33 protein-coding genes, 1 tRNA gene and 1 riboswitch are annotated in these 25,548 nt (G+C 64.3%); of the genes, 7 read left to right on the forward strand and 27 right to left on the reverse strand.

Annotation, left to right across the window (positions count from 1 at the left end; genetic code table 11):
- The coding region (locus tag ACPYOD_RS07470) for a calcium-binding protein (RefSeq protein ID WP_481301109.1) at positions 1 to 1,293 on the forward strand (1,293 nt) is incomplete at its 5' end.
- Between the two features lie 174 nt (positions 1,294 to 1,467).
- Here ACPYOD_RS07470 and pnuC read toward each other — a convergent pair.
- The 11 genes from pnuC to ACPYOD_RS07525 all read right to left on the reverse strand — a co-directional run bounded on the left by pnuC (position 1,468) and on the right by ACPYOD_RS07525 (position 11,263).
- Complete coding sequence (pnuC, locus tag ACPYOD_RS07475) at positions 1,468 to 2,067, reverse strand: nicotinamide riboside transporter PnuC (RefSeq protein ID WP_481301110.1); 600 nt, start codon at positions 2,065 to 2,067, stop codon at positions 1,468 to 1,470.
- Positions 2,057 to 4,234: a TonB-dependent siderophore receptor gene (locus ACPYOD_RS07480; protein ID WP_481301111.1), complete on the reverse strand. Its 2,178-nt coding sequence runs from the start codon at positions 4,232 to 4,234 to the stop codon at positions 2,057 to 2,059. The genes pnuC and ACPYOD_RS07480 overlap by 11 nt, the downstream gene beginning before the upstream one ends.
- A gap of 55 nt (positions 4,235 to 4,289) precedes the next feature.
- Positions 4,290 to 4,386: riboswitch (TPP riboswitch) on the reverse strand.
- Between the two features lie 21 nt (positions 4,387 to 4,407).
- On the reverse strand, positions 4,408 to 5,541 hold the full coding sequence (locus ACPYOD_RS07485) for a phosphotransferase enzyme family protein (protein ID WP_481301187.1): 1,134 nt from the start codon (positions 5,539 to 5,541) through the stop codon (positions 4,408 to 4,410).
- A gap of 10 nt (positions 5,542 to 5,551) precedes the next feature.
- Positions 5,552 to 6,739 carry an AAA family ATPase gene (locus ACPYOD_RS07490; RefSeq protein ID WP_481301112.1) on the reverse strand — a complete coding sequence of 396 codons (1,188 nt, stop codon included), beginning with the start codon at positions 6,737 to 6,739 and terminating at the stop codon, positions 5,552 to 5,554.
- 185 nt (positions 6,740 to 6,924) lie between these two features.
- A complete protein-coding gene (locus ACPYOD_RS07495; protein WP_481301113.1) occupies positions 6,925 to 7,659 on the reverse strand; it encodes an HvfC/BufC N-terminal domain-containing protein in 735 nt (244 codons plus the stop codon).
- Entirely contained in the window at positions 7,656 to 8,498 is an 843-nt protein-coding gene (gene bufB / locus ACPYOD_RS07500; RefSeq protein ID WP_481301114.1) for an MNIO family bufferin maturase, read from the reverse strand. The genes ACPYOD_RS07495 and bufB (ACPYOD_RS07500) overlap by 4 nt, the downstream gene beginning before the upstream one ends.
- Positions 8,499 to 8,551: 53 nt before the next feature.
- Positions 8,552 to 8,815, reverse strand: a complete 264-nt coding sequence (gene bufA2, locus ACPYOD_RS07505) for a BufA2 family periplasmic bufferin-type metallophore (protein ID WP_481301115.1) — start codon at positions 8,813 to 8,815, stop codon at positions 8,552 to 8,554.
- A gap of 121 nt (positions 8,816 to 8,936) precedes the next feature.
- Positions 8,937 to 9,404 (reverse strand): DoxX family protein, encoded by a 468-nt coding sequence (locus tag ACPYOD_RS07510; protein WP_481301116.1) that lies wholly within the window; start codon positions 9,402 to 9,404, stop codon positions 8,937 to 8,939.
- A gap of 11 nt (positions 9,405 to 9,415) precedes the next feature.
- Positions 9,416 to 10,150: an HvfC/BufC family peptide modification chaperone gene (locus tag ACPYOD_RS07515; RefSeq protein ID WP_481301117.1), complete on the reverse strand. Its 735-nt coding sequence runs from the start codon at positions 10,148 to 10,150 to the stop codon at positions 9,416 to 9,418.
- On the reverse strand, positions 10,147 to 10,980 hold the full coding sequence (bufB, locus tag ACPYOD_RS07520) for an MNIO family bufferin maturase (RefSeq protein WP_481301118.1): 834 nt from the start codon (positions 10,978 to 10,980) through the stop codon (positions 10,147 to 10,149). The genes ACPYOD_RS07515 and bufB (ACPYOD_RS07520) overlap by 4 nt, the downstream gene beginning before the upstream one ends.
- A gap of 4 nt (positions 10,981 to 10,984) precedes the next feature.
- Positions 10,985 to 11,263, reverse strand: a complete 279-nt coding sequence (locus ACPYOD_RS07525) for a BufA1 family periplasmic bufferin-type metallophore (protein WP_481301119.1) — start codon at positions 11,261 to 11,263, stop codon at positions 10,985 to 10,987.
- A 221-nt stretch (positions 11,264 to 11,484) separates the two neighbouring features.
- Between ACPYOD_RS07525 and ACPYOD_RS07530 the strand changes: the two genes are divergently transcribed.
- The 3 genes from ACPYOD_RS07530 (at position 11,485) to ACPYOD_RS07540 (ending at position 13,864) form a co-directional block, all read left to right on the forward strand.
- Complete coding sequence (locus ACPYOD_RS07530) at positions 11,485 to 12,081, forward strand: sigma-70 family RNA polymerase sigma factor (RefSeq protein WP_481301120.1); 597 nt, start codon at positions 11,485 to 11,487, stop codon at positions 12,079 to 12,081.
- Positions 12,078 to 12,719 carry a DUF1109 domain-containing protein gene (locus ACPYOD_RS07535; protein WP_481301121.1) on the forward strand — a complete coding sequence of 214 codons (642 nt, stop codon included), beginning with the start codon at positions 12,078 to 12,080 and terminating at the stop codon, positions 12,717 to 12,719. The genes ACPYOD_RS07530 and ACPYOD_RS07535 overlap by 4 nt, the downstream gene beginning before the upstream one ends.
- A gap of 209 nt (positions 12,720 to 12,928) precedes the next feature.
- Positions 12,929 to 13,864, forward strand: coding sequence for an MASE1 domain-containing protein (locus ACPYOD_RS07540; RefSeq protein ID WP_481301122.1), 936 nt, complete (start codon positions 12,929 to 12,931; stop codon positions 13,862 to 13,864).
- Positions 13,865 to 13,915: 51 nt separating this feature from the next.
- Here ACPYOD_RS07540 and ACPYOD_RS07545 read toward each other — a convergent pair whose 3' ends face one another.
- The 10 genes from ACPYOD_RS07545 to ACPYOD_RS07590 all read right to left on the reverse strand — a co-directional run bounded on the left by ACPYOD_RS07545 (position 13,916) and on the right by ACPYOD_RS07590 (position 18,970).
- Positions 13,916 to 14,407, reverse strand: a complete 492-nt coding sequence (locus ACPYOD_RS07545) for a hypothetical protein (RefSeq protein WP_481301123.1) — start codon at positions 14,405 to 14,407, stop codon at positions 13,916 to 13,918.
- Between the two features lie 129 nt (positions 14,408 to 14,536).
- The gene (locus ACPYOD_RS07550; protein WP_481301124.1) at positions 14,537 to 14,833 is read right to left on the reverse strand and encodes a hypothetical protein; all 297 of its coding nucleotides are present in this window, start codon (positions 14,831 to 14,833) and stop codon (positions 14,537 to 14,539) included.
- Positions 14,830 to 15,156, reverse strand: a complete 327-nt coding sequence (locus tag ACPYOD_RS07555; RefSeq protein WP_481301125.1) for a hypothetical protein — start codon at positions 15,154 to 15,156, stop codon at positions 14,830 to 14,832. The genes ACPYOD_RS07550 and ACPYOD_RS07555 overlap by 4 nt, the downstream gene beginning before the upstream one ends.
- A gap of 12 nt (positions 15,157 to 15,168) precedes the next feature.
- Positions 15,169 to 15,561 (reverse strand): hypothetical protein, encoded by a 393-nt coding sequence (locus ACPYOD_RS07560; protein ID WP_481301126.1) that lies wholly within the window; start codon positions 15,559 to 15,561, stop codon positions 15,169 to 15,171.
- Positions 15,558 to 15,902: a hypothetical protein gene (locus ACPYOD_RS07565; protein WP_481301127.1), complete on the reverse strand. Its 345-nt coding sequence runs from the start codon at positions 15,900 to 15,902 to the stop codon at positions 15,558 to 15,560. Before ACPYOD_RS07565 ends, ACPYOD_RS07560 begins: the two co-directional genes overlap by 4 nt.
- Before the next feature lie 22 nt (positions 15,903 to 15,924).
- Entirely contained in the window at positions 15,925 to 16,185 is a 261-nt protein-coding gene (locus ACPYOD_RS07570; RefSeq protein ID WP_481301128.1) for a hypothetical protein, read from the reverse strand.
- Positions 16,186 to 16,291: 106 nt separating this feature from the next.
- A complete protein-coding gene (locus tag ACPYOD_RS07575) occupies positions 16,292 to 16,927 on the reverse strand; it encodes a DUF2589 domain-containing protein (protein WP_481301129.1) in 636 nt (211 codons plus the stop codon).
- Between the two features lie 68 nt (positions 16,928 to 16,995).
- Positions 16,996 to 17,529 carry a DUF2589 domain-containing protein gene (locus tag ACPYOD_RS07580; RefSeq protein WP_481301130.1) on the reverse strand — a complete coding sequence of 178 codons (534 nt, stop codon included), beginning with the start codon at positions 17,527 to 17,529 and terminating at the stop codon, positions 16,996 to 16,998.
- Between the two features lie 12 nt (positions 17,530 to 17,541).
- Positions 17,542 to 18,090: a glycoside hydrolase family 108 protein gene (locus ACPYOD_RS07585; RefSeq protein ID WP_481301131.1), complete on the reverse strand. Its 549-nt coding sequence runs from the start codon at positions 18,088 to 18,090 to the stop codon at positions 17,542 to 17,544.
- 115 nt (positions 18,091 to 18,205) lie between these two features.
- Positions 18,206 to 18,970 (reverse strand): response regulator, encoded by a 765-nt coding sequence (locus ACPYOD_RS07590; protein ID WP_481301132.1) that lies wholly within the window; start codon positions 18,968 to 18,970, stop codon positions 18,206 to 18,208.
- Between the two features lie 117 nt (positions 18,971 to 19,087).
- On the opposite strand from ACPYOD_RS07590, the gene ACPYOD_RS07595 reads away from it, so the two are divergent.
- The gene (locus tag ACPYOD_RS07595; RefSeq protein ID WP_481301133.1) at positions 19,088 to 19,639 is read left to right on the forward strand and encodes a winged helix-turn-helix domain-containing protein; all 552 of its coding nucleotides are present in this window, start codon (positions 19,088 to 19,090) and stop codon (positions 19,637 to 19,639) included.
- Between the two features lie 47 nt (positions 19,640 to 19,686).
- Here ACPYOD_RS07595 and ACPYOD_RS07600 read toward each other — a convergent pair whose 3' ends face one another.
- The 4 genes from ACPYOD_RS07600 to rplM form a co-directional block, all read right to left on the reverse strand.
- Complete coding sequence (locus ACPYOD_RS07600; RefSeq protein WP_481301134.1) at positions 19,687 to 20,739, reverse strand: class I SAM-dependent methyltransferase; 1,053 nt, start codon at positions 20,737 to 20,739, stop codon at positions 19,687 to 19,689.
- Between the two features lie 254 nt (positions 20,740 to 20,993).
- Positions 20,994 to 21,067, reverse strand: a tRNA-Gln gene (locus ACPYOD_RS07605).
- Positions 21,068 to 21,133: 66 nt separating this feature from the next.
- Positions 21,134 to 21,526 carry a 30S ribosomal protein S9 gene (gene rpsI / locus ACPYOD_RS07610; protein WP_481301135.1) on the reverse strand — a complete coding sequence of 131 codons (393 nt, stop codon included), beginning with the start codon at positions 21,524 to 21,526 and terminating at the stop codon, positions 21,134 to 21,136.
- A 9-nt stretch (positions 21,527 to 21,535) separates the two neighbouring features.
- Positions 21,536 to 21,964 carry a 50S ribosomal protein L13 gene (gene rplM, locus ACPYOD_RS07615; protein WP_166699779.1) on the reverse strand — a complete coding sequence of 143 codons (429 nt, stop codon included), beginning with the start codon at positions 21,962 to 21,964 and terminating at the stop codon, positions 21,536 to 21,538.
- Between the two features lie 263 nt (positions 21,965 to 22,227).
- On the opposite strand from rplM, the gene coq7 reads away from it, so the two are divergent.
- Positions 22,228 to 22,869: a 2-polyprenyl-3-methyl-6-methoxy-1,4-benzoquinone monooxygenase gene (gene coq7 / locus ACPYOD_RS07620; RefSeq protein WP_481301136.1), complete on the forward strand. Its 642-nt coding sequence runs from the start codon at positions 22,228 to 22,230 to the stop codon at positions 22,867 to 22,869.
- Here coq7 and ACPYOD_RS07625 read toward each other — a convergent pair.
- Together ACPYOD_RS07625 and speD are read right to left on the reverse strand one after the other, a co-directional pair.
- Positions 22,866 to 23,552, reverse strand: coding sequence for an extensin-like domain-containing protein (locus ACPYOD_RS07625; RefSeq protein WP_481301137.1), 687 nt, complete (start codon positions 23,550 to 23,552; stop codon positions 22,866 to 22,868). The genes coq7 and ACPYOD_RS07625 overlap by 4 nt on opposite strands.
- A gap of 165 nt (positions 23,553 to 23,717) precedes the next feature.
- Complete coding sequence (gene speD / locus ACPYOD_RS07630; RefSeq protein ID WP_036109987.1) at positions 23,718 to 24,503, reverse strand: adenosylmethionine decarboxylase; 786 nt, start codon at positions 24,501 to 24,503, stop codon at positions 23,718 to 23,720.
- Between the two features lie 353 nt (positions 24,504 to 24,856).
- Between speD and crp the strand changes: the two genes are divergently transcribed.
- Positions 24,857 to 25,534, forward strand: a complete 678-nt coding sequence (gene crp / locus ACPYOD_RS07635; RefSeq protein WP_481301188.1) for a cAMP-activated global transcriptional regulator CRP — start codon at positions 24,857 to 24,859, stop codon at positions 25,532 to 25,534.
- Positions 25,535 to 25,548 lie beyond the last annotated feature (14 nt).

A 25,548-nucleotide genomic window follows, 5' to 3' on the forward strand; every position in this document is an offset into this window, starting at 1 on the left:
TGGTCGTACGAACAGATCAAGGCCATGGTCCTGGCTTCCAGCGACAGCGACGACACCCTCTATGGGTATGCCAGCGATGATGCGATCGACGGCGGGCTGGGCAAGGATGTGCTCTACGGAAACGGAGGCAGCGACCGTCTCGACGGCGGTGCGGGCGACGACAAGCTCTACGGCGGTGACGGGAACGACGTTCTGACCGGCGGCTCAGGCGACGACCGACTGGAAGGCGGTGCCGGTTCTGACACGTATCTCTTTGGCCGAGGCGACGGGTGGGACGCCATCTACAACAAGGACACATCAGCAGATCGCTGGGATGTCCTGCAATTCCGCGAAGGGATCACACCGGATGATGTCTACGTCCGGCGTGGCAGCAGCTATCAGGTTTACCTGTACATCCGCGGTACCAAGGACGGCCTCACCATCGACTACTACTTCTACAACGAAGAGCACCGCCTCAACGACATTCGCTTCGCCGACGGCACCTCCTGGTCGTACGAACAGATCAAGGCCATGGTCCTGGCTTCCAGCGACAGCGACGACACCCTCTATGGGTATGCCAGCGACGATGCGATCGACGGAGGACTTGGTAAGGACGTGCTCTACGGCAATGGGGGCAATGACCGCCTGGATGGTGGTGAGGGCGACGACAAGCTCTATGGTGGCGACAACGACGACATCCTGACTGGTGGTCTGGGCGACGACAAGCTTTACGGCGGCGACGGCAATGACGTCCTGGAAGGCGGCATCGGTCTTGATACGCTTGAGGGCGGCAATGGAGATGACACGCTCCACACCGGCACCGGTGGTGGCTGGCTTACTGGCGGCGCGGGGTCGGACACCTATCTGTTCGGCCATGGCGATGGTCTCGTCACTGTCAACAACAATGACAGCAGCAAGGGTCGGCACGACGTACTTCGGTTCCTCGAAGGGGTCTCAATGAGCGAAGTCGCCATTGAGCGCGTCAACAACGATCTTTATCTGTATCTGGAAGACAGATCGGACCGTATTCGGGTCAGCGACTATTTCCGTGGGTCGAACTACCGCGTGGACGCCATCCGCTTTGACGATGGGACGGAATGGTCGTACGAGTACATCCAGAGCCGCCTCTCGGCAACAAACGGCCGGACCGCTTCCATGCAGGCTTCTGATTCACCGGGCGCCTGGAGTATCGAGCAAGACCTCAACGCGCTCATCTCCGCCATGGCCGGCGCTGGCCCGGCTGGCGACACGGCCGGTCCCGTGATGCCGCCGGCCCAGCAAACCCAGCCGAATTGGGCTTCGATGTCGGTGTAGCGCTCTATACGCAGGAAGTACTTCTATCGGCAAACGAGCCGGCCGGCACTGCGTGCACGGCCGGCTCCTTGCATCGAACAACGTACTGAAGAGACGTTATGGATGAAACGATTCGGGCACAAGAAGGTGCCGAGTTCCACCTTCGCAGGAACGGCGGCTTGGGGAGGGCACGGCTCAACTGTTGAGTGAGTTTTGGTTCTGTGGCATCGGGGGCGTCGAGGTGCGCCATGCCTTCAATCCCATCGCCGCCAACACGACGAAGCCCGCATACAACACCGCCGTGACCGGCAGCGACTTGTACACGTACTCACCCACATAGATTACGTCGACCACGATCCACAGCCACCACGCGGCCGCGTGGCGCCGCGCCTGCCACCACTGCGCGACGAGGCTGAACGCAGTGAGGGCGGCATCGAGCCAGGGCAGCGATGCATCGGTGTAGCGATGCATCGCGTAACCGAGCGCGAGTGCGGCCGCCGTGCCGAGGGCCAGGTGCACGAGCGCCTCGCGCGGCGAAAGTGCGGCGACGCGCACGTGGCCGCTGCCGTCCAGGTTGCGCAGCCAGCGGTGCCATCCGTACAGGATCAGCACGGCGAAGATGACCTGCAGAAGCGTGTCCGAGTACAACCGCGCATCGACGAAAATCCAGGCGTAGGCGATAACCGAGACCAGGCCCACCGGCCAGCACCACGGGCTGCGCCGTGCGGTGAGCCACACCCCCGCCGCGCTCACCAGCGCGGCGAACACCTCGAAGGGCGACAACTCAAAGGTCATAGGTCATCGAGAGGCGTGCGAGGCGCGGCATGCCGGGGAACAGGTAGCTGTCGCCTCCCGATGTTCCCGTATCGCGCCAGTAGAAGTGGTTGAAGACGTTGTCGACGTTCAGCCGGAAGGTAAGCGCGTGGCCGCTTACGCTGGTCGCGTAGCGCAGGCCGGCGTCGAACACATGGTATGCCGGCACCCGGTGCGCACCATCGGGCGTCGCCACGTTCGCGCTGGCGTAGCGCCAACCGCCGAGCACCGCGAGGCCGGGAGCGAACGGCAGGCTATAGTCGGCATAGAGCGCCGTGCGCCAGCGCGGCACGTTCACCACCTGATGGTCCTCGTACGCCTTGGCGCCCGTGTCCTCGGCGCGTGCCCGAATATAGTTCGCGCTAGCGGTGAGGCGCAGGTTGTCGGTGACGCGGCCCGCGAGATTCAGCTCCACGCCGGTATGCACTTCCTGGCCCTGCTGGACGAACGTGAATCCCTCGGCCGTGTCGTCGGGGCGTGCGAACTGGTAGGCCTGCCGGATGCGGAAGACGGCGGCCTGGAGATCGAGGGCGTCGCTCACGGCGTACTTCACGCCCGCCTCCACCTGGCGCGAATGCAGCGGCGCGAGGGTGGTGCCGCCGTTCGAGGCCCAATAGGGCGCTTCGCGTCCGAGCGACAATCCCTCGCCATAGCTCACGTACGTCGTAAGCGGCGCAGTGGGCTGCCAAAGCACGGCCGCCTGGGGAAGGGTCTTGCTCATGCGCGTGTTGCGCTCGAGCGCGCCGGCATCGTCGTACGATCGCTCGTCGAGCCGGACGAGCCGCGCGCCCGCCAGCACCTGCCATGTCTCGCCCAGGTGCACGCGGTCGATGGCGAACAACGTGCGCTGCCAGCTCGTGAGGCGGCGCACCGAGGCGCCCGGCTGGTTCGGCGACGGGTCGAATACCGGCACCACACGGTCGTCGATATTCGCGGTGCCTACGTAGTCGTACACATAGGGACGCTGGTCGACGGTGCGGCGGAACGACGTCGCACCCACGTTCACCTCGTGATCGACGGATCCCGTGGCGAAGCTGCCGGTCACCACGCCACGCAGTTCGTCGTTCTGCCGGGTATCGTCAGGGCTGCGGAAGTCGTAGACGTCATAGTCGCCATTCGGCGCGAAGAAATAGCCCGGCGTCGCACCGGATGCGCACGCTTCGGAATAAAAGCAGCCATAGGCGAAGGCCACGTTGTCGTCGATCACCGTGTGGCTGTGCCCCGCAGAGACCTGCGCATTCCAGTTGTCACTGAAGCGATAGTTGAAGCGCAGCGACGTGTTGCTCGAATGGATGCCCACGGGACGCTGCCACGGCTGGTAACCGAGCAGCCGCGTGCGGCTCGGGTGCTGCGGCAATGCGGTGCCGCCCAGCAACTGGTAACCCGACGCCGAGCGCTGGCCGCTGGTCTGGTAATCGGTGTCCAACAGCAGCGTGGCCTTGTCGCTTATCTTCCAGTCCGCGGCGACGGAGACGAAGCTGCGACGGCCGTCGGTGTGCTCGATGTACGAATGGGTCTTCTCGTTGGCCGCGTTCACGCGCATGCCGAAGTTCGGGCTGAACCATGTGCCGAGATCCAGCGCTTCGTAGCTCGAGCCATGCGAGTCGGTGCCGATCGTGGCGGTATGGACGTCTGCCGCGCGTTTGCTCACGTAGTTCACGAGGCCGCCCGGTTCGACCACGCCGGCCTCCAGCCCGCCCAGGCCCTTCAGCACCTCCACGCGCTCCTTGCCTTCGAGCGCCAGCAGCTGCTCCGCCGACATGATCATGCCGTTGAAGCGGAAGCCCGTGGCGAGGTCGAGCGGGAAGCCGCGAATCGACACGTCCTGGTAATAGCCGGCGGGCGCGTAGTTGTCGTTGATCGCGGCGTCGCCACGCACCAGTTCGCTGAGCGTGCGCGGTTGGCGGTCGTCGATCTGCGCCCGGGTCATGACCGTGATCGATGCCGGCGTGTCGTGCAGCGGCGCGCTGCCGAAGCTGCCGAACGTATCCAGCTGCGAGTCGGTGGCGCGGTAGCTGTTCGCGGTGGTCGCGTGGACATCCACGGTGGGCAGGGTACGGGCTTGCTGCGGGGAGGACGTTTCGTCGGCCGCGTGGGCGGACGCGACGAACAGCAGGGCCAGGAAAAGCGGGGTGCGGGAGAGGGTCATCGTCGTCTTCGGGGTTCACGGACGAAGCGACGGCGAACCACGGGCGCCACCGGCCTCCGTGGTTCTGCAAGCTCCCTACGCCGGTACTAACCGGGTCAGGTTCCAAGGGACTCTCTCAGCCCGGCATTCGCCGGGCACCCCCGCTTCTAGAATGCGTATTGAACCACGAATCGTCAGGGGGCGCTGCGAATCGCCTCAAGCAGGGCCTGGCCATAGGGCCCTCGGAACCACGCGGCATGGCCGCGCAGGAAGGTGTGGTACGCCACGTCGGCATGGTCGCGGCGGCCGGTGATGCCCTCGAAATACTCCACTTCCGAGAGGGCGAAATCCAGGTGCACGAGGGGGAGCAGGTTCGCCAGCACATCCAGTGCGGCGCCATCCAGCGGGCGTACCGACCGGTAGCCTGCGATGATCGCCAGGGCAAGATCTTGCCTTGCGATATCGCCCCGCTCGACCTCCAGCCATGCGACGGTATTGCGTTCGATGGCTGTCGCAAGATCGAACAAGGCGAACGTGGCGGCGCTCAGGCCGAAGTCGAGCACGTCCGTGATGCGCGCATCGTCTTCTGGGCCACTCCAGCAAAGGTTGGAGACGTGCCAGTCGCCATGTGACCAAAGGCGCGGCTGGCTCGCCAGCGCATCGGCCACGCGCGCGTGCCATGGCGCGATGGCCGCACCGATCTCGCCGCGCCAGTCGCGCTCGTTCAGGTATCGCGCCAGCGCGGGACGCCAGGGAAGCTGGGCGGCGATCATGGCGAGCGGGTCCTTGGAGGCGAGGATGTCCGCGCGTGCGACGAGTACATGCGTGTCGCGCTGCGGAGCGTCGAAGCCTTCCGCCGCCGAATGCATCCTCGCGAGCATGCTCCCGGTAACCAGCGCGTGGCCCTCCCCGCCAATCGGCGACCACGAGAACGCGTCGCGATAGATGTCGACACCACGCGCAGGTTCGTGCAATTCGTAGACCCAGTCTCCCGATCCGAACACGCTGACGCCGTCGGCGTCGTGAAGGATGCGCGGCACCGGCATGCCCGCTTCGCGGACGAAGGTGGCGAAACGATGTTCCTCGGCAAGGGTGGCCTCGTCGCGCACACGCCGGTGGTGGCGCTTGATGAAGACGCGCCCCGCCGTCGTAGTCGCCAGCGCCGCGGCGGAAAGCGGCCGCGGACTGCGCCAGTCGACGGAGCGCAGCGCACCCAGCGAGGGAACGCGCGCGACGACCGGAGCTACCTCGGCCATCGTCAACGGCGGCCAGTCGGGTTCCAGTTGGTCGCCGGCAAGTCCGTGCGAGAGGTGTGCCTCGTCGATCATCGACTGCAAGTCAGCGCCAGTCGTTGCCAGGCATGATGCGCTTCATGAACTCATCGAATAGCGGCACGGTAAAAGCAGTGTCGCCATGGCTTGGAGACCAGATCATGCCTTTGTCGATAATCGCGCTTCTCGTGGGAGCCGTCGATTGAACCTTCTTACCCAGTACCTCAGCAATATCGCCTGAGCGGTGCGGACCTGGGCCCAGATCGGCCATCGCGCGAAGATATTTCTTCTCTGTCGGAGTCATCCGATCGAACCTGACACGGAAGAACCCCTCATCCATCGCCGAGATTACCGAATCCGACGCCATGGAGACATCGGCAACCGTAATGGGAGAGGAAGATGCGTAGTTCCACGTATGCGCCCCCCATTCTTGAATGAAATAGGGATAGCCCTTGGTATGTTCGAGGATGAGTTCGACGGCGGCGGGCTCGAAGGAGACTCCTTCTTCTTCAGCGGGAAGGACGATCGCAGCCGTCGCGTGAGGTTCCTTCAACGCTCCTATCTCCGGGAACTCAAAGAGCCGTTCCGAATAAGACTTCGCTTCGCCCATTTTTCCACGCAACTGCGGCAGGCCCGCGCCCACCAGCATGACTGGCAGGTTTCGTTGCGAGACGCGATGCATAACAGTAATGAGGGCAGCGAGCTGATCCTCCTCCACATATTGCAGTTCATCGATAAACATGGCGAAGACTGTACCTGCCGCCTTTGCAGCATCGCCTACGGCTTCGAAGAGAGCCTGCATGTCATGTTCGAGGTCCCCGTTGTCGGCTACGCCGGGCTCGGGTTCATAGTCAATGCCGACCTCAATGTCGTTGTATTTAAACTTCAAGGATTTTGCGAAGCCCGCCAAAGCACGTAACGCCTTCGTACCCGCATCCTTTGCAGCGGCAATTTTGCTCAATCGGGTCAGGGCTACCCGCAACTGAGGCGCAAGCATGGCTGGCAATGATCGACCCTCGGGCGCCTCTATCCTCGCCGTCTGGACTCCAGCTGCCTCGGCATCAGCCCGCAGGCGGTCCAGGAGAACCGTCTTCCCTACCCCTCGAAGGCCGACCAGCATCGCGCTCTTGGCGCTTCTTCCAAGGCGCACCCGCTCAATGGCGATACGCACCATTTCGCGAACTTCGTCTCTACCTGCCAGTTCATGGGGCTGAGAGCCGGCGCCAGGGGAATAGGGATTGGTAATCGGGTCCATGGCTATTTATAGCGAGATTTGAAAAGTTAGCATTCGAGCATAACTTTGCTAATTTCGCTATAAAAGGTTTCTCGGTAGGCATTTTACGGCGGTGGGATGCGGCTTTTTCCTGTCACACGGCCCTGGTGACCGGAAAGGTGTCGGGCTGCGCCCCTCCGGTCCCATGAGGACAGATTCGAACGCGCCTAGGGTCGCAGGCCGCGAATCATACCCTCGGCCGTCCAGGCACCCAGGCAGCCACCGGCGATGCGGGCGGTCTGTTCCTCGTCGTGGATACGGCGAAGGCCGGCGCATATTTCACCGAAGCTGGCACCGGCCAGCGCGAGGTCCAGGCACATGGATTCGTCGGCCGTCATGCTGGCGAACCGCGGCGACAAGCCCTGCCGCCACACCCGTGCGCCGACGCCGGCATCCACGACGACCACCGGTGGCGGGGACACCTCGTCGGCCAGGGCGCGCCACAGCGCCACGGCGTTACTGCACATGGGCCGGAAGCGCAGCGTCGGCACGAAGTCGATCTCCACGCGGTCCCAGTCGTCGGCCGCGAGGTCGCGCACGTCCATCGGCTGCACGTCGGGACCGGCGAACGCACGGCGCAGGTGCCAGTCCAGCCATGCCAGTTCGCTCACCTCCACGTCCGCGGGATAGGCATGCTCCAGCCACTCCACGAACTGTTCGCCATAGGCGTCGAGCGTCCAGGACGATGGCGTATGGCGGTCGATGTAGCGGGATGCATTGGCGTCGAAAGCCTCGTCGCCAAGCCAGAGAACGGTTTTCGCATAGGTATCGCGCAGGCAGGCGAGGAGTTGCGCGCGATAGTTGTTCGCATACACGGCCATACCGCGCGCGTCGATGCCTTCGGGCACCGCCCCCATGGCGAGAGCCGTGGCGAATCCGCGCTGGCGATCCCTGAGGTTCATGCGGCGCGGACGCCTGCCCGACGTGCCAGCTCGCGTGCATGCGCAAGCTCGTCCAGAAGCTCGGCCAGCGGCGGGATCCGGTCGTCGCGTTCGATCATGACCGCGACATCGCCGAGGCGTTCGACGAAGCGGCCGTACAGGTTCCACACGGGATCGCACACCGGTGCGTCATGGGTATCGATCAGCATGTCGGCGCCCTGGCTGTGGCCGGCGAGGTGAACCTGCAGCACGCGATCGAGCGGCAGGCGGCGCAGCCAGTCGTCCGGATCGTGCCCGTGGTTCGTGGCGCTGACGTAGATGTTGTTGACGTCGAGCAACAGGTAACAGCCCGTGCGCGAGCACAGTTCGGCAAGGAATGCCGCTTCGCCCATGGCCGCCTCGGGAAAGTCGAGGTAGGTGGACGGGTTCTCCAGCACCAGCGGGCGCCCGAGGGTGTCCTGTGCTGCGTGCACATTGGAGACCACGAGGGACAGGGCTTCTTCCGAATACGGCAGCGGAAGCAGGTCGTGGGAGTTGAAACCATCCACGCCCGTCCAGCAGAGGTGGTCGGACACCCACGACGGCTCGATGCGATCCGCCAGCCGGCGCAGCCGGCGGAGATAGTCGGGGTCGACGCCGTCGCTCGAACCGATGTTCATCGACACGCCGTGCAGGACGACCGGATAGCGTTCGCGGATGCGGGTAAGCACGTCGAGCGGCTTGCCCCCATCCACCATGAAATTCTCGGAGATGACCTCGAGGAAATCGACCGGCTGGCGCGTCTCGAGGAAATCGTCGTAGTGCGGAATGCGCAGGCCCAATCCGAACCCGGACAACGCTGTCGGTGTGGGGTGGGACATCGAACGCTCCACGCAGAGGCCCGGCCGCCGCGAGGCAGGCCGGGCCACGAAGATTACTTTGCGGTCTCGCTGCCGCCCTGGGCCTTGCATTCCTTCACGGACACTTCCTTGAAGCCCTGGCCCTTGCAGGTGTTCTGACCCTTGCAGTCGTTGTGGGCGGTCTTGCAGTCCGACGTGCCCTTGCAGCTGTTGATACCGTAGCAATGCACCGTCTTGCCGGCGCCCTGCTCCGCGGCCTGGGCGGGCGCGGAAATCGCGGCGGCCGAGATGGCGAAGATGGCTGCGGCGGCGGCGATGCTGTGGGTGGCGGTATGCATGGTTTTTTCTCCGTAACAGGATGGTTTGCCAGAGTGGCATTGTCTGATTCGCCAGACCGGGCCCGCCGGTTACAGGAGGATACCTTTTTCGTCGTCCGCCGGTACCGCCCGCCCCTTCACGTCAGCGAATGCCGAAGACCCTGTCCAGGGACAACCGTCCCGCGCCCCGACCAAGGAGGTAGAGCAGGATGGCGGCCCACGAGAGATGAGTCGGCCAGGCATCCGGATACACGAAGATCTCGATGATGGTCGTCATGCCCAACAGGACGAAGGCGGAGAAGCGAGTCGCCAGGCCAAGCACCAGCAGGATGGGTACGAAGGTTTCGACGCCCGCCGAGAGATGCGCCGCGATTTCCGGCGGCAGCAACGGCAACCGATATTCCGTTTGGAACAGCTCGTAAGTGGCGTCAGTGACGGTGAGGAAGCCTTCCACCTTCGTGCGCCCGGACTGGAAGAAGATGGCGGCGATGGAAAAACGCGCCGCCAGCGCCAGCAGGTCGTGGCCGATCCATGCCTGGAGACGGTCCGCGAGGGCGTTCCAGCGGCTGCGCAAGGTGGGACGAGTAGAAGCGACGATGGTGGAGGTCATGGGCGGCTCGTTCATGGGGTGGCGAATGCACCGGACCGCAAGAGCCCGGAAAGGGTGAGATCGATGCGTGCGTCGGGATGCGCCTTCGCGGCGGTCATGGTGGCTTCGCCCAGCGTGGCGCCGGCGGCACACACCTCGAGGAGATCGATCGCCAGCGCATCGGCGGGCAGCACCCGCACGTCGTGCCTCGCGCGGAGGACGAGCGCGTGTTCGGGCTGCCAATGGAGGTGTTCGTCCACTGCCTCACCGCGGCGGCTCGCCTCCCAGATGGTTCGCGAAGGCAACGCGGAGGAGAACCAGCGCGTGGCCGGATGGGGACGAAGGTGCATTCCAGCCAACGCCTGGGGGCCCAATGCCGCGAGCTGGCCGGGTCCAAGGGGCGGCGCTTCATCGGCATGCAGGCTCTCCGTGCACAACCGGTCCAGCCTGGCCACGTCCGCAAGGTACGGGAGGCCAGCCGCCGGTTCGAAGCTTGCGAGGAAATCGGCAAACGATTCGCCGTACATCGCAAGCCTGGCATCGCGCGGCGGGGCGGATGCAACGTGAATCGCCGCGGCGGACCGGAACCACTCGCGGCCCACCAGGCACGACACGGCGGGGAAGTTCGCTTCGAGCGCGTCCAGGCACGCGCGCATGACGGTGTTGCGGTAGACGGCGAACGCCGGGTGACGCGCGGGAGCGAACGCCGGTGCGTCGTCGAAAAGCGCGGCGGCGAAATCGCACTGGAAGACATGAAGCTCACTCATGCCGCCAACCGGCCTTCGGCCAGCAACGCGCTCGCCCGCACGCATTCCGCATGCAGTTCGGCAAAGGCCGGTATGTTGCCGTCGCGTTCGATCAGCGTAGGCCGTCTGCCGCCGAGCGCCAGCGCGTGGCGGTAGAGCTCCCAGACGGGTTCGGCAATGGGGGCGTCGTGCGAGTCGACGAGCAATTCGCCGGCAGCGCCTTCATCGATAGCATGGCCGGCAAGGTGGATTTCGGTCACGGCATGAAGGGGGAACGCCTCAAGATAGGCGCGCCCGTCGATGCCGAGATTGCGTGCGCTCACGTGCACGTTGTTGATATCGAGCAGCAGGCCGCAGCCGCTGCGGCGGACCAGTTCGGCGAGGAAATCGGTTTCGCTCCAGTCGTGCCCGTCGAGCGGCAGATAGTGCGAAGGATTTTCCAGCGACAAGGTGCGACCGAGGACGTCCTGGCTGCGCTGCACGTTCTCCACCACGTGCGCAAGGGCTTCGTGGGTCCGCGGAAACGGCAGCAGATCGGGAAGGTAGACCCTACCCCAGGACGACCACGCCAGGTGCTCGGACAGGAGGGCGGGGTTCAAGCGGTCGACGAGCCCGCGCAAGCGGCGCAGGTGGTTCGGATCGGGTGGTGTCGCGGATGCGAGCGAGAGCGACACCCCGTGCAGCGACAGCGGGTGCCTGTCCGCAAGGGCGTCGAGCATGGCCGGAAGCGGACCGCCGCCCAGGTAGTTTTCCGGGTGCACTTCGAACCACAGCCCCGGCGACACGCAACGCAGCGCATCCTCGATGTGTTGTGGCTTGAAACTCACGCCGGCGGCGAGCGGTCCGTGCACGACGTCAGCCTGCCTTCGTCAGCGAACCGTTGCCGTTCGGCGTCTTGATCGATACGCAGGTGCCGGCGGGAACCAGCTTCCACGCATTCTTCTGGTAGTCGGCCTTGGCCGTGCCCGCGCACGTGGTGCCAGGACCGGCGGCACAGTCGTTCTGGCCGGCCTTGGCCACACCCCAGCACTTCTCCAAGGCGGGCTTCTTCATCTGCTGCTTGTCGTCCGCGTGGGCGACACCGCCAACGAGAGCGGCAAGGGTAAGGGCGAGCGTGGCGGCGTGACGATTCATGCGGGAACTCCTTCGGGTGATGGACGGGAATGTCCGGGACGCCTTCTGGAATTCGCCGGTGCGGGCCGTGCGGTTACAGCGCATGGCACGAAATATGTAACCGGATACCTCCTTCCGACGAATACAGGTACATGAGCGCCCAGGCATCGCCATGGTTATCTGCCTTATCCATACGCCCAGGTCCTTGCGATGTCCCACGCGATGCGGCTAAATCCCCGCCGATGAAGAGCCGGCCGGCGAATGCGCACCCATTGGAACAGCGGTCGGCCGGAGCCTCCGCGGCCGAGGTGGAGTTGCGCATGTGCCTCATCGGCGGCCTGGCCGGTGACGCCACGCGGTATCGGCGTTTCCTCGACGGGCTCTCGAGTCACCTTCGCGCCTATCTCCGTCGCCGCCTGCCGCGCGCGCAGGACGACGTGGAAGACATCCTCCAGGAAACGCTCCTGGCGGTGCACAACGCGCGGCATACCTATCGTCCCGAACAACCCCTCACCGCCTGGGTCCACGCGATCGCCCGCTACAAATTGATGGATTTCTTCCGAGCCCATTCGCGCCGAGAGGCCCTGCATGAACCCTTCGACGACGACGGGGGGCTTTTCGTCGCGTCCGACGTGGAGCCCACGGATGCCCGCCGGGACGTGGCGATCCTGCTCCAGGCCCTGCCCGACCGGCATCGCGTGCCCATCCAGATGGTGAAGCTGGAAGGCCTGTCGGTGACCGAGGCCGCACGGCGCAGCGGAATGTCCGAATCGGCCGTGAAGGTCGGCGTCCACCGGGGACTGAAGGCACTGGCGGCACGCATCCGGGGGAACACGTGAAGACCGACGACTTCATCACCCTGCTCGCCACCCAGGCGCCGCCCGTCGATCGCCATGCCCCGGCGCGCCGGTTCGCGCTTGCCTGGATCACCGGATTCGGCACCGCCTTGCTGCTCATGGTGCTGCTGCTCGGCGTGCGGCCGGACATCGGCGAGGCGGTGCGGATACCGACCTTCTGGTTCCGCTTGGGCTACGCCGCCGCGATCGCCGCCGCCGCCCTTTGGGTTACGGCCCGCCTGGCACGGCCCGGCGTGCGAGTGGGCGGCGCGTGGGCCGTGCTGGCCACGCCGGTGGCGCTGGGGTGGGTGGCCATGGGCTGGGTGCTTGCCCATGCGGCTCCGGGGACCCACCTGCCGCTGATCCTTGGCCATACCTGGCGGGTCTGCCCCGTCCTGATCGCCACACTTGCCATGCCGGCATTCGTGGCCATGCTCTGGGCGGTGCGCGGCATGGCGCCCGTTCGGCCGCGGTTGGCCGGAGCCGCGGTGGGACTGCTCGCAGGCGCGACCGGCACGGTGGCGTACTGCCTGCACTGCCCGGAAATGGCGCCGCCGTTCTGGTCGACCTGGTACCTGCTGGGCATGTTGATCCCGGCCGCCCTCGGTACGCTGGTCGGTCCTCGCGCGCTGCGCTGGTAATACCCGGCAAATCCCGGCGCTTATTCGGCAAATCGTCCAAAACGCCATTCAGTCGATGGCGAAGGGGCCGCTATACCTTCAAACTAGACGCAAGGTCGAGAGCACCCCTGGGTGCCGCCGGGGCCTTGGACCATCAGCGGTCAGTGGATGAAGCGCCTCGTCATCGGTTGGCCACACGTGTCAGGACGAACGTCGGAGGGGCTACAAACGTGGGCAGAACGAACAGGGATCCGTTGGTCTGGGGACGCTACCTTGCCGTGGCGGGCGCTTATGCGGCCTGCTATGAGCTGACGCGTTACTTTTCGTTCTCGCACTGGACACTTACCGCGGGCCTTCGCCTGGCATGCTTGCTGCTCGTTCCGAAGCGCTACTGGGTCGCGCTCGCGATCGGCGAAGCCCTGCCGACGGCAGAAAGCGCAGCCCTGCACGCACACCTCTACGGAACGTTGTGGGCTGTCCTTACGTCCATTCCGCTGATCCTCGTCTGCATGCCTGTGGTGGGCTGGCTTCGTGCCCGTACTACGCTTCGGCGGGCCGATGGGCAGATAAACATGGGCATGGTGATGTTCGCCACGCTGGCCTGCGCCCTGCTGAGCGCGCTGGACAACTCGCTCACCCTCTCCACAGTAGTGATGGAAGATGGCATGAGGGCGTCGGCCACGGTGCCGATTTTCCTGGCGTGGGCGCTAGGTTCCTATCTTGGCGCGTTGACACTCACCCCCACGATCATGGCACTGCGCGAACGCCTCGACGCTCAGCCACTGGGCGTGCTGACCTGGCACGCCGTGTGGCATAGCCGCCTCTCGCGGGATGCACTGTTGATAGCCCTGCCATCGCTTGCCCTGCTCATGGTGCTCGCGACGCAGACAACCGATGGAAGCCTCCTGGCCACGCGCGTCGCAATGGGACTTCCCGTCGTCCTGCTGACCTTGCGCCACGGATGGCATGGCAGCGCCGTGGGTGGCATGCTCGCCAGCATCGCCATGGCCTCCACGTCGTTCCAGTTGCAGGACCCCGCCATGATCCAAGCGCAAACGGTGCTGGCCTTCGTCGTCTCCACGTCGCTGATCTTCGGGGTGCGCGTGACCCGCCGCATGGCGGCGAGCCACATGATGCACGAGGCGACGATCGGCACCCGCCATTGACGAGATGGCCCCTGCCGGCCATCTCTTCCGTTGCTGCCGCAACAACCGACGTTACGGTCCGCGGGTGGTGCACTCGACCGGATTCTTGCATTCGACCGGGACCAGCATCATCCGCATCGTTCCATCGGACTGCGGCGCCACGAACAGTTGCACCGCTCCGTCGTCGTATACCGTCTCGCCGGTAGTGCTGGCAGGCGGGCTGGACAGCGGTTCATCCGGCGTGGCGAGCCCAGCGGTGTCCGTGCCGATGGGGGTGCCCACCAGGGTGTACGGCGTACGGGCAAATGCCCCGCGTACCGTACCTGCGGCATCGTTGACCTGTATGTAACGGGTTGTGCCGCGCCGGAAAACATACACATGGTAGTTGGGGCTGCTGCTGACGTCGGCAGCATTCGGCCATGACTGGCCGAGGCCGGCAGGGGCGGTTTGCGCCTGCGCGGCCCCGATGCCGAGGGCAAGCATGACGATTGAAGCGAGCAGGGTGCGGATAACGTTCTGCATGGTGGTGTCCTCGTTGGTGGTGTGCGCAGTCTGCACCTCCATGGCGCAAGATCACGCGATCCGGCCATGGGGATTCACGGCCGAACAAGACCACTTTCCCGCAGGAATCCTGCCAATACGGCGATGGCTGCCGAATCCGCATATCGATCACCATGCGCGCCTGGCACGCGGCTATCCCGGCGGGGTGGCCGGCCTGCCGGGACGCAGGGACAACAGTGCCCATCGCCCAAGCAGGATCGACGATCCGAGGTTCAACATGGCCTCCGGTGGCCACGTGACCGGGTGCTCAGGATGAAACTGCTCGAACGCAGTCCAGAGCGCGAAGACGTTCACGAACGCTCCGCACATGATCAGTCCGAAGCACATGCGCACCATGCGGGTCTTCGAATGATCCGTCACCAGCCAGAGCGCGCTGATGACAATGAGACAGCATGCGCCTAGGTTCACGAACAAGAGCGCGTGTATCACTTTCCAACTCCCTTTGTCAGGCCGCCCAAGATCCGCTTTGCGATGAGTTCGCCGTAGTCGGCAAGGATCTTCTGTCCCAGCGCGGTGAGATTGAGACCGAAGCATCCAACCAGGAACGACACCGCGGCCTGTATATCAAGATCGGTATCCGTCATATAGTGCTTCTCTATCACCGGCGCCAGGAACACTGCGATCAGCGTGCCGCACACGACACGAACGACGGCCCGGCCCTGCGATTTATCGGTGTACATCGCCACCGGCATGATCGCTCCGGCGACGGCAGCCAATAAGAGCCACAAGTCTGCGATTCCTGCCTTGTCCATGGCCATTGCTCCTCACCGGTCGGTGCCGCGCTCCAGCACGCCCGACCACGGCACGAGCTGGCGGCGGAAGTGCATGTGCAGCGAGTCGGTCGACGAGGGCGTGACCGTCAGTTCGCCCGGGTACAACCGGTCGCAGAAGGCCCCGCCGTTCTGTGATACGTCGAATTGGTAGACAGAAGTACCTTTCTCCACGTCGAGGAAGTTCGCGGTAATGGTGCAATTGCCCGGATCGCCGAAACGAAGCTCCACTGTCTCTGCGTTCACTGAGGCCGTCACGCGCGTTCGCCTGCCTTGATCCGACTTCATCACTCCGACCCACGAAGAGGCCTCTGCTTCCGCCGGGCCGAATGCAGCGACGAGCGCGCTCGCGAACACCAGGACATACTTTGCCGAAGACATGCTCATGTTTTCTCTCCTTCCTTGCGCGGATTGGGTAGTCCGGCCACTGCCGTGGCCGACGTCTCGAATTTTCCATTCACATACAAAAGCGGTTCCCATGCGTCGACGCGACGACAGACGATTCGGACACGGTGAACTGTCCTGCGATCGAGCCATGGGAAGCGCGGCCGCCCCATCTTCAGAAGCACGTCTGCCTTTCGCCCGCGCTCGTTCCAATGCGCGCTCATCCTGCACTGGAACTCGATGGCTATCTCGGCAAATGCCGCACGGCTTCCGTCCTCTCGCCGCCGCAGTCGCGTCTCTGCCTTCCGTGCCGTGGCTCGCACCGATTCGATCACGTCGCTCATGAGGGGCCGTCCATGGGTTGTGTCACGCATCGGTGATCCATCCCGGCTTTCGAGGAAATCCCACGTGGTAGGAAAGCCACTGCAGCACGACCTGGTGTTCTCCGATCTGCAGGATGGTGAAGCTCTTCTCCAGGCCGATGATCTTGCCCTTGGGGGATTCGGTGAGGCAGCGATTGAGCAGAGCGCGCGCCTCCTCGATCTTTGCCTCAGTGCTCATCTGGCCGGGGTCGTTGCTTCCAACGACGATGCGTTTCACGAATTTCACATCGGTAAGATCGAACATCGCAATTCCATTCATGCTGGCCGTGGCACACGAGGCACCACGGCCAGCCTGGTCCGTTACGGCTCGGGCTTGGGGTAATGGGGGCTACCCGATGCCGAGGACTTCGTTACTCGGCTCCGCTGCCCGGGTTTTCGTTCCCGAGGGTCTTTTCGCCCGTGGCGAGGTCCTTGACCCTGGGTACGCAAGCGGTGTGCAGGATGTCCATGACGCGAGCGAGACCTTCCGGCATACCCTTGTCCTCGGCCTTCAGGTTCACGGTATAGCGCGCCGAATTGTCGGACGTACGCGTGTTCTCCGAATGCGAAGTCACCGAGCCTGCGACCTTGGCACTCATGGAGAACGGGCCGATCTTCAGACCGGTGTTGACCTCGTACGTCATTTCGGAGCTTTTCAACGCCTTTTCGGCGAAGGACGACTTCACTTCCATGTCGAAGGTGATGTCCACGGTGGACACGCCGAGGTTGGGTACCTTCACGATGGCGAGCATGGGGACCTCCATCGAGACCTCCTCCTCACCGGGCGTGCCGTCCGGGTTGATCACGGGGCGCTTGAAGCGGAAATCGGCGGTGCGCGTTGCCGTGCTACCGTCCTTTTTCTCCACGAAGCCGACGTTCTTGATGAAGTCTGCCGTGGCCTGCGCCAGCTTCACCTGTGCATCGCACGCCGCTCCGAGGGGGGCGCCAATGAGGTCGCCCATGGGCAGACCCTGGAACTGCTGGGACATGTTGACCAATCCGGTCATGGCGTAGCTCCTTTACTTACTGCTGGTACACGGGGCGCACCATGCGCCTCGCGGTTCGGCCCGGCGAGCTATGACTCGTCGGTCCTGAACGTGCGGAACACACCTTGCGTCTGAGCCAGATGGTTCATGAGTCTTGCGCAACCTTCGGTCGGCTCGGTGCCTTCTACCTTAAGCACGACATGCACCGTGCCGGACTTGCCTTTCCTTGCCTTGATCGATGTGTCCACCTGCAGGACACGCGACTTGCCCTCCCGACGCCTTCCCCACGGGCGCGACTTCGACTTCGACTTCTCCTCCTCCGACTCCGGCTTCTGCTCTTCCTCGAGCAAGTTGCCCAGGTCGGCATCGAAGCTGATCTTCACGTCCTTGATACGCAGAAAGTTCGTCGACACCAGGGGAAGCAACGGAGCCCGATAGAGGTCCTCGTGGTCTTCCGTTGCATCCGGATGCATGGACGGAACGCGAATGACGATGCTCTTCGGTCGGTTGTCGTCATCGAAGTAGTCGCCGAGGTACGCCAGCTGACGCTGCTCGACTTGTTCCTGCGCGTCGATCACCGCGCCCGCCATGGCTTCGATCAATCCGGGTAGTGAGGTATGCATGGGTATCTATGCTCAGGTCTTCGGCTTTGACGGTTCGAATGAGTCGACGCGCCGCAGCCAGCCTTTCAGGAACTTCGCGAGTGGGGGCCGGCGCTGCACCAGTTCCCGGTAGTAGTCGCGCCGCCCGTTCTGGAAAAGCACATGCACGTTGTTGGGATCGGCAGCACGCAGCGCCTTGAGTGTCGCCCTGCCGATGCGTCCGTCGATACGTAGCCGCGGCTCCGCGCCGAGCAGGTTCAACACACGCTGCAGGAGACGGGCTGAACTCGCCCCGGCATTCACCTGGAAGTCGCAGACGATGTTCGCGATGTGCTGCGACGGCATCTCGTCGCCGCGAACGACGTCCCAATACAGGGCTTTGTAGATGGTCGCCGCCTGCATCTCGGTGAGCTCCCGCAATGCCTCAAGCGTGGGCTCGATACCGAGGAGTCCCCTGGCACAGGACTTGAACGTCGACATGGTGATGCCACGATTGGTTGCGCCGCCGGGATCGAGCGGATCGTTGACGTATCCGCCTTCATGCTTGAACAGGATGGGCGCGAATCGATGGAAGTCTGCCATGGAATGTCCTTTCTACTGTGGCCGGGATGCCTCGCCGTGGCCAACACTTTGCGAAATCCGGATCGAACCCGATATCGGGCGAGGCCCGATTCGGACAGGAGCGCGCGACCGATGCCTACATCATCTCGTCGTCGATCAACACCAGCCCAGCCCGTATGGCGTATCGGGTAAGGTGCGCGATGCTTCGCGCGCCGATCTTCTCCATCACGTGCTCGCGATGGGTGCCGACCGTCTTCATGCTGACGTTGAGGCGATTTGCGATGTCACGCGTACCCAAGCCTTCCGCATACAATCTCGCCACCTCGCGTTCTCGTGCCGTCAGCACAGGAGCGTCTGCCGCGGGGGCATCGTGGCGTCCCCTGAAGCCCTCGACCAGTACATGCGCAATGTCGGGGCTGACGTAATAGCCGCTACGAAAGACCCGATCGATGGCCTCCAGCAGCGCGGCGAAGCCGCTTCGTTTAGCGACGTAGCCGTGAACGCCCGCATCGAATGCTTCACGCACCGATCGCGCGTCTTCGCGCGACGAAAGGCATACCAACCGTGTTCTCGGCTTCTGCGCTCCGATACGACGCGCGGCTTCCGCACCGTTGATCCCACTCATGGCGTTGTCGAAGATGAGCAAGTCGGGCTCCTCCCGAAGCACCAGGCGTACGCACTCGCGGCCATCGCCGGTGCTTCCGGTGACGCGGACCCCTTCCCTCATATGCAAGAGTGCGGCGAGGCCTTCCCTCGCAATGGCATGCTCGTCGCCGATCGCCACCCTCAGCAGACCACCCGGCCCGGAGCCGGCCGGCAGCATCGACGATGGAATGTTGGGGGACATATGGCCCCCGGACTTCTTATCTGGCATATAGGCACTCCCTTGGAAGGGCGGCAAGCCTCGTCGAGAAGACGTGCGATTGTCCTTTCGAAAACCTTACGGTCCGATTTTTTTTGAGAAGCCAGGAGAATGGCGCCACCGTCAAGGGTGGCGTTCGCGATGGAGCAACGAAGGATGTTCACCCCCGCTTTCATGCTCGGCAATTGGTTCGTCTACCCGCGGCACGGGTTTATCGAGAACGAAGAGAAGCGCGTTTTACTCGAGCCAAAGTTGGTCGATGTATTGGTTCTTCTCGTCGAAAATGCCGACGACGTCATCAGCATCGACCAGCTGCTCGAGCGGTGCTGGCCGCGCGGTATCTATGGCGACAATCCCGTCCACAAGGCTGTCGCCCTGCTTCGCAAGGCACTCGGCGACGACGCAAAATCGCCTCGCTATATTGCGACGGTGCGCAAGCGCGGCTATCGCATCGTGGCTACCGTCACACCCTGCGGGAAGCGGCGTGGCGCAGCCGCGATACCGAGCGCGCGCTCACCCTCCACCAGGAAATCCACCGTGATCGAACTTCCCGACGTCCATGCGCTCGATCGCGGTCCGACAGCGTTCGAAACAGGCACGATGTGCGAAAGTTCTCATCATTGGTCGCGATGCGGGCCGCGGAAAAGCCCCTATGGGCGGCGACCGATGAGATTCCTCCACAGGCCGTTCAGCGGAACCTTCAGGTAATGGATGTCACCATCGCCGGTTCGTTGCACTCGTATGCGGTGGTCGTCTCAGGGCCTGGCTTCCAGCACGATGTTGAACGGCGTCGCGGCAGCCCGGCGGAAGCGGCCGAAGCCGCCCGCGTCCACCACAACCTTGCGCAGGCGCGCCTCGCCTGCCTGTGCACCCAGTGCCGGCCCATGGCGCGCGAGCGACACGGGCACGCAGATCATCGACGATGCCGCGTAGTACACGCGTCCCACAGGGTTGTGGTTGTCAGACACCGTGTCGCCAGCGAAAGGCTCGACGATCATGCAGGCGCCGTCGTCCTTGAGCGCGCGACGGGCGTGTCGGGCGGCTCCTTCCGGATCCGCCATGTCGTGCAGGCAATCGAAGAACGCAATCAGGTCGAAGTTGTCGCCTTCGTAGCTCGTGGCATCCGCCTGTTCGAACGTCGCATTGCGCAGTCCGGCCTCGCTCGCCCGCTGCCGGGCAACCTCGATCGAGGGCGCGTGGTAGTCGTAACCCACGAAGTGCGACGCTGGGAACGCTTTCGCCATCAGCAAGGTGCTGGCACCGTGACCGCAGCCGATATCGGCGACTTTGCCGCCGCGATCGAGCGCCTCGACCACGCCTTCGAGGGCCGGCAACCATTCACCGAGAAGATGCGAGTTGTATCCCGCACGGAAGAATCGTTCGACGCCGTGGAAGAGACACGGGTGGTGCTCGCCCCATTCCATGCCCCCGCCGGTACGGAAGTTTTCGCGCACGCGTGGGTACGCATGGAACAGGGCAAGGGCGATCTCGTAGGCACCGGCCAGGTCCACCGGACCGGCGGGATCGGCCAGGCACGCCGCCTGCACCTCGTTGAGCCGGTACGTGCCCGCGGTCGCGTCGTACTCGACGTAGCCACCCGCGGCCTGATTGCCCAGCCATTCGCGCACGTAGCGCTCGCTCGTACCGGTTCTCGCCGCCAGCTCCCCAGGCGTAAGCGACGACGACGCAAGGGCCTTGTACAACCCCAGTTCGTCGCCGAGGAGGACGAGCACCGCGCTGAACGCGGCGCCCATGTCGCCAACGGCCTTCCCCAGGAAGGCATTGAGTTCTTGTTCGTCGATGGTCATGAGGACGCGCTCCGAAGCGATGTTCGACGCGGCGAATGCCAACGGTCCCGGCCCGCCGCGAGGCGTGGAACCGGAGACTTCGTCCTGCCAACGGAGGGTCTCAGCTGCTGCGCGCCGTGTGCCGGCGGCGGCTGGAGTATAGATCGGCTGCGCGGGCGGTCCATGCCGCGGACATGATGTCTTAGCGAGGTAGCTCGTGGACCGCCTAACGTCGGCGGGCAAAAAAAAACCCCGCGAGGCGGGGTTTCTTGGTTTGGCTGGGAGACTAGGATTCGAACCTAGATAAACGGAGTCAGAGTCCGTTGTCCTACCGTTAGACGATCTCCCAATAAACCGGGCTTTGGCGCGCTCTGACCTTGAAGCACCAAAGTTTGAAGCACTACCCCGAAGGGGATTAGCGCTTCGAGAACTGCGTGGCGCGGCGGGCCTTGTGGAGACCGACCTTCTTACGCTCGACTTCGCGGGCGTCGCGGGTCATGAAACCGGCCTTGCGCAGCGGCGACTTCAGCGCTTCGTCGTATTCGACGAGGGCGCGGGCGATGCCGAGGCGAATGGCGCCGGCCTGGCCCGTGATGCCGCCACCGGCGACGGTGACCATGATGTCGAACTTCCCGCTGTTGTCGGTCAGCTCGAGCGGCTGGCGGACGATCATGCGCGAGGTTTCACGACCGAAGAACTGGTCGAGGGGCTTGCCGTTGACGACGATGCCACCGGTGCCCTTGCGGAGGAACACGCGGGCGGCGGAGGTCTTGCGGCGGCCGGTACCGTAATTCTGCTGGGTAGCCATGTCGATTCCTTAGATTTCCAGCGCCTGCGGCTGCTGTGCGGTATGCGGGTGCTCGGCGCCGCCGTACACCTTGAGCTTGCGGTACATGGCGCGACCCAGCGGGTTCTTCGGCAGCATGCCCTTGACGGCGATCTCGATCACGCGCTCAGGGTGCGTGGCGAGGAGGTCCTTCAGACTGGTGGTCTTCAGGTTGCCGACGTAGCCGGTGAAGCGGTGGTACATCTTGTCGTCCAGCTTCGCACCGGTGACCGCCACCTTGCCGGCGTTGATCACGACGATGTAATCGCCGGTATCGACGTGCGGGGTGAACTCGGGCTTGTGCTTGCCGCGGAGACGGCGCGCGACCTCGGTCGACAGGCGACCCAGGGTCTTGTTCGTGGCGTCGATCACGAACCAATCGCGCTTGACGCTCTCCGGCTTGGCGCTGAACGTTTTCATTTCGAAAATACCTGGTTTGCCGCCGTGAACGGCGGAACACGGAATCGGTGAAAGCAAAGGCGCGAGAGAATAGCGAACTTTTCCCTCATCGCGCAAGCCCACGGTGGTGGTGAGCTTCGGGCCGACAATCATAGCATGACGGCCGGGAATCTTCACAAGCCCGTCGCATCCGGCAAGGGGCGCGGCAACCAGCCGCAGCGCCTTCACCCGGTAGGCGACGCCCGGCATTGTAACGTGTGTCGTCCCCACGCAGGAGTCCCCCCATGTCCGTTCGTACCCTGAGCCCCCTGGATCGCCTGCTCGAAGGCCTGGAGCGGGCCATGGAAGCGGTCGCGGGTTCGCCGGAACCGTCCCGCCGTTCGCCGGGAGATGCCCTGCCCGATGCCGAACTGAACGAGGCCGAGCGGCGGCATGCGGCGGGCCTGATGCGCATCAACCATGTGGGCGAGGTCTGCGCCCAGGCCCTCTACGTCGGCCAGGCGGCGCTCGCCCGTACCGACGAAACCCGCCGGCACCTGATGCATGCCGCGCAGGAGGAAACCGACCACCTGGCCTGGTGCGCCGAGCGCCTGAAGCAGCTGGACAGCCGCCCCAGCCTGCTGAATCCCCTGTGGTACGCGGGCAGCTACGCCATCGGGATGGCCGCCGCCGCGATCGGGGACCCGGTAAGCCTGGGCTTCGTGGTCGAAACCGAGAGGCAGGTGGAGGCGCACCTGGCCGACCACCTGGAACGGCTTCCCCCGCAGGATGGGCGTTCCCGCGCGATCCTCACCCAGATGCAGGCCGACGAGATCCGTCATGCCGAGGCCGCCCAGGCGCGCGGCGGCATCGACCTCCCCTGGCCCCTCCCCGGCCTCATGCACGCCGCCTCGGCGGTGATGAAGACGGTGGCATACCGCCTCTAGCGGCAGTAGCCGAATCCGCGGCCCTGCAGGTGGAAATGCGTGCGGTGGGCGGCGTTGTAGTCCGGGCCCAGGATAGAGCCGAAGTAGCGACAGCCATCCGCTTCGAGGCCGCGCAGGAAATCGGCCTCGCCCCTGGCCGTCCACCCTTTCTCCACCGTGATGCGCCGCCCGTCGGCGAGCCGCCACCCGGTGACATCGATGGCATCGGCCTGCGCGTGCCGGCTCAGCGGGGCCTGGTCCCGGTGATAGACATTCCGGCAGGCGTAGCTGCCCACATGGTCGACGACGCGCACCGGCGCCCCGAAGGTCGCCTCGGCCCGCGGCTGGAGCACGTGGCGGTGGAACAGCACCATCGAGGCCGCGAGCGGGCACGTGAGTATCGCCGGCGAAGCCAGACGGGCCGGGCCTATCGACGACAATCGCACCGCGTCGCTCCACCCGCAGCCGTTCGATTCATGGCGATCCGGAACGGCTATGAACACGGCACCCGCTTCCTTGATCGCCGCCCGGCACATGGCCGGATCGTCGTCCAGCCCGCCGAGCTTGAAGCGCAGGAACATGTCGGGCTCTGCCGCGAGGTCCAGCGGCGCCCAGGGGTTGTAGCGGTCCGGCGGCCGCCACCCTCGCGACCAGACGAGCGCGACCAGGGCCAGCAGGAGGACAAGGAGCAGCAGCGGGCGCATGCGGCCACGCTAGCGGACCGTTCGTGAAGCCGTCCTGTGGGAGCCGCTTCAGCGGCGATGGGTGCTCGCGGCCAGCTTGCCCGCTGCCGCGGGATCGCCGCTGAAGCGGCTCCCACAAGAGTGTCGCCCCCCAAGAAAAAAGCCCCGCTTTCGCGGGGCTCTTCGTCACATCAGGTTGCGGCCGTGGAACAGTTCCTCGATCTCCCTGCGGAGCAGCGACTCGATGCGCTGACGCTCCTTGAAGGAGAGATCGTCGGCCTGGGCCTCGAACAGGTAGGTGTCGAGGTCGAAGTCCTTGATGTGCATCTTCGTGTGGAAGATGTTCTCCTGGTACACGTTCACGTCGAACATCTCGTACTTCTGGCGGATGTGCTTGGCCAGGTAGTCCTGCACCGAGTTGATCTTGTGGTCGATGAAGTGCTTCTTGCCCTTCACGTCGCGGGTGAACCCACGTACACGGTAGTCGGCGATGACGATGTCCGACTCGAAGCTGTCGATCAGGTAGTTCAGGGCCTTCAGCGGCGAGATGACGCCGCAGGTGGCCACATCGATGTCGGCGCGGAAGGTGGCGATGCCGTTGTGCGGGTGCGTCTCCGGGTACGTATGGACGGTGATGTGGCTCTTGTCCATATGCGCCACGACGGCGCCCGAGATGGTATCGCGGCCGAGCTTCTCCACCACCGGCTCCTCGGAAATGAGGATGGTGACGGACGCGCCCTGCGGATCGTAGTCCTGGCGCGCGATGTTCAGGATGTTCGCGCCGATGATCTCCGCCACATCCGTTAGGATCTGGGTGAGGCGGTCGGCATCGTACTGTTCATCGATGTATTCGATGTAGTTCTGCCGCTGCTGTTCGGAAACGGCATAGCAGATATCGTAGATGTTGAAACTCAGCGCCTTCGTGAGGTTGTTGAAACCCTGCAGGCGAAGGCGGGGAAGCGGTTTGACCACAGCGACTCTCCGAGGCCGGGGGAGACGGCCAGCAGCAGACGCGGGTTAGCAGCAAGGGTCCCCGCAAAGATGAAAGCATCCGGCGGGCCACAGCCTGCCCGATGCTTGTGTACGGCGTGAGACAAGGGGGTCCGGACGCCGAGGGGGTGAAATTATGGGGCAAGATGGCAAGGATTTGAACAAGGCCGGAGCAGATCCCCCTGAATGGTGGATTTTGGCGCCCGGATGTCTGCAATAATCCGAAAGGGACATGGCGAGTCGGCGACGCATGACGGAAAACCGTCATCGGACCACCGAAGGGGACGCCATGCCATTGAGGCTCAACGGAATCTGCTGTGGCTCAACTTAAATACATGTTGCAACAGGCGTTCGAAAGGTCGCAGGCTCCCTCGAGCTTTGCACCCGACCCGGCTTCGATGGGTCGCTTCCTGGATGCCTGCCACCGCCGCCGTTATCCGGGGAAGACGGCGATCATCCGGCCGGGCGACCCGGCCAACACGCTCTACTACGTGATGGACGGGTCGCTTGCCGTCTGCACGGAGGACGAGGAAGGCCGCGAACTGATCCTGGCCTACATCAACCGCGGGCAGTTCATCGGTGAAATGGGCCTGTTCGTGGAGCAAGCGCAGCGCGAGTCGCTCGTGCGCACCCGCACCGCCGTGGAAATGGCCGAAATCAGCTACGAGCGGCTTTTCCAGCTGCTCGAGGGGCCATTGGCGGCGGAATGCCCCAAGCTGCTCTTCGCGATCGGCTCGCAGCTCACCCAGCGCCTTCTGCGCACGTCGCGACAGGTCAGCCGCATGGCGTTCATGGACGTGACGAACCGGGTGTCGCGCACCCTGCTCGACCTCTGCCAGGAACCCGATGCCATGACCCATCCGGACGGCACGCAGATCCGCATCTCGCGCCAGGAAGTCAGCCGCATCGTGGGCTGCTCCCGGGAAATGGTGGGCCGCGTGCTCAAGCAGCTCGAGGAAGAACGGATGATCGACGTGTCGGGCAAGACGATCGTGGTGCGCGGCACCCGTTGAGGGCCGCGCCCCTG

This window comes from Luteibacter sp. HAY1-4A (genome assembly GCF_056755355.1).